3 protein-coding genes are annotated in these 5,058 nt (G+C 37.5%); all 3 read right to left on the reverse strand.

Annotation, left to right across the window (positions count from 1 at the left end; genetic code table 11):
* On the reverse strand, positions 1 to 1,430 hold a 1,430-nt coding region (locus K6G87_RS10025), incomplete at its 3' end, for a UDP-N-acetylmuramoyl-L-alanyl-D-glutamate--2,6-diaminopimelate ligase (protein WP_296836565.1).
* Between the two features lie 203 nt (positions 1,431 to 1,633).
* The gene (gene recJ / locus K6G87_RS10030) at positions 1,634 to 3,454 is read right to left on the reverse strand and encodes a single-stranded-DNA-specific exonuclease RecJ (RefSeq protein WP_296836566.1); all 1,821 of its coding nucleotides are present in this window, start codon (positions 3,452 to 3,454) and stop codon (positions 1,634 to 1,636) included.
* Positions 3,455 to 3,527: 73 nt separating this feature from the next.
* Positions 3,528 to 5,058: protein translocase subunit SecF (gene secF, locus K6G87_RS10035; protein ID WP_296836568.1), on the reverse strand; the 1,531-nt coding region annotated here is incomplete at its 5' end.

Consider the following 5,058-nt stretch of genomic DNA (forward strand, 5'->3'; position numbering starts at 1 on the left):
ACTCCCTTGATCTCCTGATAATCCTCATGACCTTTGCCTGCAAGGATAATGATATCACCCTTTTGAGCATTATCGATCGCATAAGCTATAGCTTCTTTTCTATCAGGAATCTCTACATATTTACCATCTGTCTTCTTCATGCCGATCTCTATATCATGAATGATATCAAGTGGCTCTTCAAATCTTGGATTATCTGAAGTGATAATAGTAAAGTCAGCAAGCTTTCCACTTACTTCTCCCATTTCATAGCGGCGAAGCTTTGATCTGTTACCGCCGCATCCAAACAGGCATACAAGACGGTTAGGACGATAATCCTTGAGAGTTGAAAGAAGACTCTTAAGGGCCATGGCATTATGTGCATAATCGATCATAAGTGTAAAGTCATCTGAAACTTTGACCATTTCAATACGACCTTTAACCTTTGCATCCTTCAAAGCCTGTGTGATCTCTTCATCTGTACATCCGAAATGTCTTGCAACAGCAATAGCACAAAGTGCATTATAAACTGAGAATTTACCGGGAGTACGTACTTCAGCATGAAGTTCAATAAGTCCTTCTGTGTCAAAAAATACTCCGAGTTGTCCAGGCTTTCTGATATAAGCAAGATTTACCGCTCTAATATCAGATCCTTCTGAAAAGCCAAAAGTTTCAAGTTCGCAGGTATGTCCTTCAAGAACCTTGAGCATATGCTCATCATCAGCATTAGCTATACCTACTTTACACTGCTTAAACAAAAGCCCCTTACAGTGCATATAATCGTCAAAATCCTTATGCTCATTAGGGCCAATATGATCAGGCTCTATGTTAGTAAATATACCAATATCATATACAAAACCCTGACTTCTGTACTGCATAAGTGCCTGAGATGAAACTTCCATAACAAGAGAATCACATCCCTCATCTACCATCTGTCTCATATACTCCTGAAGGTCATATGATTCTGGTGTTGTATTCTTAGCAGGGATATGCTTATCACCAATTATTACTTCAATAGTTCCTATAAGTCCAACCTTATGTCCGGCGTTTTCAAGCATACTCTTTATAAGATATGTTGTAGTTGTCTTACCCTTTGTCCCTGTAATACCTATAGTTTTAAGATCCTTTGCAGGATTTGAAAACCATGCTGCAGATATAAATGCCATGGCATATCTCGTATCCTCAACTTTGATAACAGGCATTGTACATCCTTCAGGAAGTTCAACATCATCCTGTACAAGTATTGCTGCAGCTTTTTTGGAAGCTGCCTCTACGCTTACGCTATGACCATCAAAGTTGGCTCCCTTTATACACATAAAAAAGCAGCCTTCTTCTATGTTTTTAGAATTATTGACTACTGATTTTATTTCTACATTTGAAATATCAGCTTTTCTTCCTGTATTTCCTTCAAAGGCTTCATATTTTATTTTCTCAAGCAAACATTCAAGCTTCATATGTGTATCTCCCATTTTCATTATTTTATCTTTATTTCTTTTTTAGTATTTGAACACATCTTGAACACATTTGTTCTTTATATTTATATGCAAGATAGTTGTTGAAAGCACTATCTCCCCCTCATATGAATGAGCTAAATAGAATCCTCTAGAATTCAAATAAGCTCAACAAACGTCCACTGCCCGGTGGGCGTTTTGTTATGTCAGCAAAAATCTGTCATCACAATCTGAAGGCTCTCTTTACCCTGCCATGTATTAATATCAGGATAATACGCAATATTAAGAACTATGTCTTCTTTTATACTATTATTATATAACTCATCTATGATGGCATTTCCATATCGCTCTGTTAGGAAATCGTGCCATTTTTCCATATTGCCAAAATAAACCATTTCATACTCTCTGCCATTATCGTCAGAAATCCTATATTTGCCGCAATTTCTGTTCTTGCCCATAATACGTCCGTTTTTAATCCTTATATCACGAGCAGCAAAGGATGGTTTATCATTGCCATTACCATATGGTTCAAGAATATCAAATTCTTTAATAAGAGAAACATTTAAATACTGAAGTGGTAATACCATGTCGAGGTGCCTGATCTCAACAAAATCTTCTTCTGTAAGCGTACAATTATCGTTAAGTCGTCTTCTTAATTCTTCTACATTATGCTCTGAGAGTGATAGTCCAGCCGCCATTTTATGTCCGCCAAATTTGGTGAAAAGATCTTTACACTCTGACAATTCTCTGAACATATCGTAATTCTCTGTTGATCTTCCACTTCCTTTGACGCCCTCTTTGGCATTTGTTAGAACTATTGTAGGTCTTGCATACTTCTCCCTGACTCTTCCCGCAACTATTCCCGCTATAGACTCATGAAGATCAGGCTGATAAAGAACAATGACTTTGGGAATATCTTTGCCATACTTGTCCATTTCTTCAGTTGCCTTATCTACACCCTGCTGCGTCATAGTCTTTCTGCTATCATTTAAGGCTTTCAGATCTCCTGCTATGTTTACTGCTATCATCTCGTTTGATGAAGTAAGAAGATCAAGTCCTCTCATTGCACTATCAAGTCGTCCTGTAGCATTAAGGCAAGGCCCTATCACAAATCCAAGATGATAAGCTGTCATTTTACTTCCCTGGAGGCCATTAACATTTATAAGGCTTCTAAGGCCTAGATTACTGGAATTTTCCATCTGCTTAAGCCCTTCTCTTACAAGGACTCTGTTCTCATCTTCAATAGGCATTACATCACATACTGTAGATAATGCAGCAAACTCAAGCATTTCATTAAAAAATTCATGCACATCTACAGCTGAATGCTTCCAGCCTGTCTCTTCATATTTTTCAAATAGTATCTGGAGAAACTTGTATGCTACTACTCCTCCACATATTTCTCTGAACTTAACTTTACAATCATGACGTTTAGGATCAACTACTGCATCTGCAGGTGGAAGAATCTGTTTTTCTGTATCTCCATCTTTATCAATAGGAACCTCATGATGATCTGTTACTACAACTGTCATTCCAAGATCTTTGGCAAGCTTTACCTGGTCATAAGCAGCTATACCATTATCGCAAGTAATTATAGTATCGATATTGTCATCCTTTGCTTCCATGACAAGTCTTTCATTAAGACCATATCCGTCCTTTATTCTGTCAGGAAGCCTATAATCTGTCTTTGAATCAGATGCCTTTGATGAATTTGATCCTCTGGTTGCAAATGACAGACCTGCCCAGAGAATATAAGACGAACATATTCCATCAACATCATAGTCTCCGATTATCCTTATCTTACAACCTGAATCTATTCTGTCTTTCATGATAACAGCTGCCTTTTCAATATCAGTCAGCTCATGAGCATCTCTTAAGTCTTCACGTCCACCATATAGATATCTTTTAATATCATCAAAATCGGTAAGCCCTCTGTTACGGATCAGCCTTGCTGTTATCGGACTTATATTGAACTCTTTTGCTATCTTATTAAAATCAGCCTTCTTGGCCGCGATCATCCACTTTGACATTAATTTTCCCTTTTAACACAAAAGACTGCAGAAAGCTATACACTTCCTGCAGTCTTAATAATTCTAGAATAGTTTAAGCCTTTTCTACACTGTTCTTCTTCATAGAGAACCAAAGCTGTGCAGCTATACATATTGAAGAATATGTACCACTTACTACACCAACCATAAGAGGAAGTGCAAAAGTCTTGATATCTCTAACACCTACTACATACAGGCAAAGTACCATGATGAAGGTTGTGATAGATGTAAAGAGTGATCTTGTAAGTGTCTGGTTAACTGAATTGTTAACAAGTTCTTTAAGCTGATCCTTAGTACGGATTCCATGCTGATTCTCACGGATACGGTCAAATGTAACGATAGTATCGTTGATTGAATAACCGATTATTGTAAGAACTACAGCGATAAATGTACTTCCAACTTCAAGTCTTGTAAATGCGTAGCACATGATAACCATAATAGCATCATGAGCAAGAGCGATGATAGCACTTGCACCAAAGCGAATATCTCTGAATCTGAAATAGATATAGATAAGCATAAGGATAAGTGCAATAATTGTAGCCCATATAGCATCACTTGTCATCTCATCACTGATAGTAGCACTGATTGTCTCATATGTAACATCAGTAGCACCGTAAGTTGTTGTAAGAAGCTCATCAATAGCCTGAGAAGCATCTGTTGAGAGTGACTGTGTCTTAAATACTACCTGATCCTGATCATTAACAAGCTGATGTGAAATTGAAAGATTCTTGAGATTTGAATCTGCACTCATAGCTGCTTCAATAATCGCAGGCTCAATTGTGCTGTCAAGCTCGTCTACTGAAGGAGTCTGTCCATCTTCAAATGTTACTGTAGTTGCTGTACCACCTACGAAATCAATTGAATAGTTAAATGCATGATTTCCAGCTGAGTGGTTGTATAAGCATGTAGCAATTCCTGCAACAGCTATAATGATAGAAATTGCATAGAAGATATTTCTCTTTGAAACAAAATCAATCTTCTTAGGAGCTTTAGCTTTGCCATAGAATTTTTCATTCTTAAATCCAAGGTTGTAAAGTATTGAAGATATTCCTCTTGTTACAACAAGTGCTGTAAACATGGAAACAACAATACCAAGAGCAAGAGTAATAGCAAAACCTCTTACTGTACCTGTTCCGCGAAGACCAAGAACACCGGCTGCAATAAGTGTTGTAATATTACCATCAAGGATAGCAGAAAGAGCTTTGGAATAACCAGCTTTGATAGCCTTATCAACAGCAGATCCTGCTGCAATTTCTTCTCTGATACGTGCGAATACAAGTACGTTAGCATCAACTGCCATACCGATTGAAAGAATAATACCTGCAATACCGGGAAGTGTAAGTGTTATATCAAATGCTGAAAGAAGTATTACCATGAAACAGCAATAAAAACCAAGTGCCATTGAAGCTGCAACACCAAGGATTCTGAATATAACTATCATAAACAGAACTATGAGTATAAGACCTATGATAGCAGCAATCTTACTTGTATGAATAGCACTTGCACCAAGCTGAGCTCCTACTACATTAGCACGAAGTTCTGTAAGTGATACATCAAGTCCACCGATACGAATGGTTGAAGCAAGA

Source organism: Butyrivibrio sp. (genome assembly GCF_024699075.1).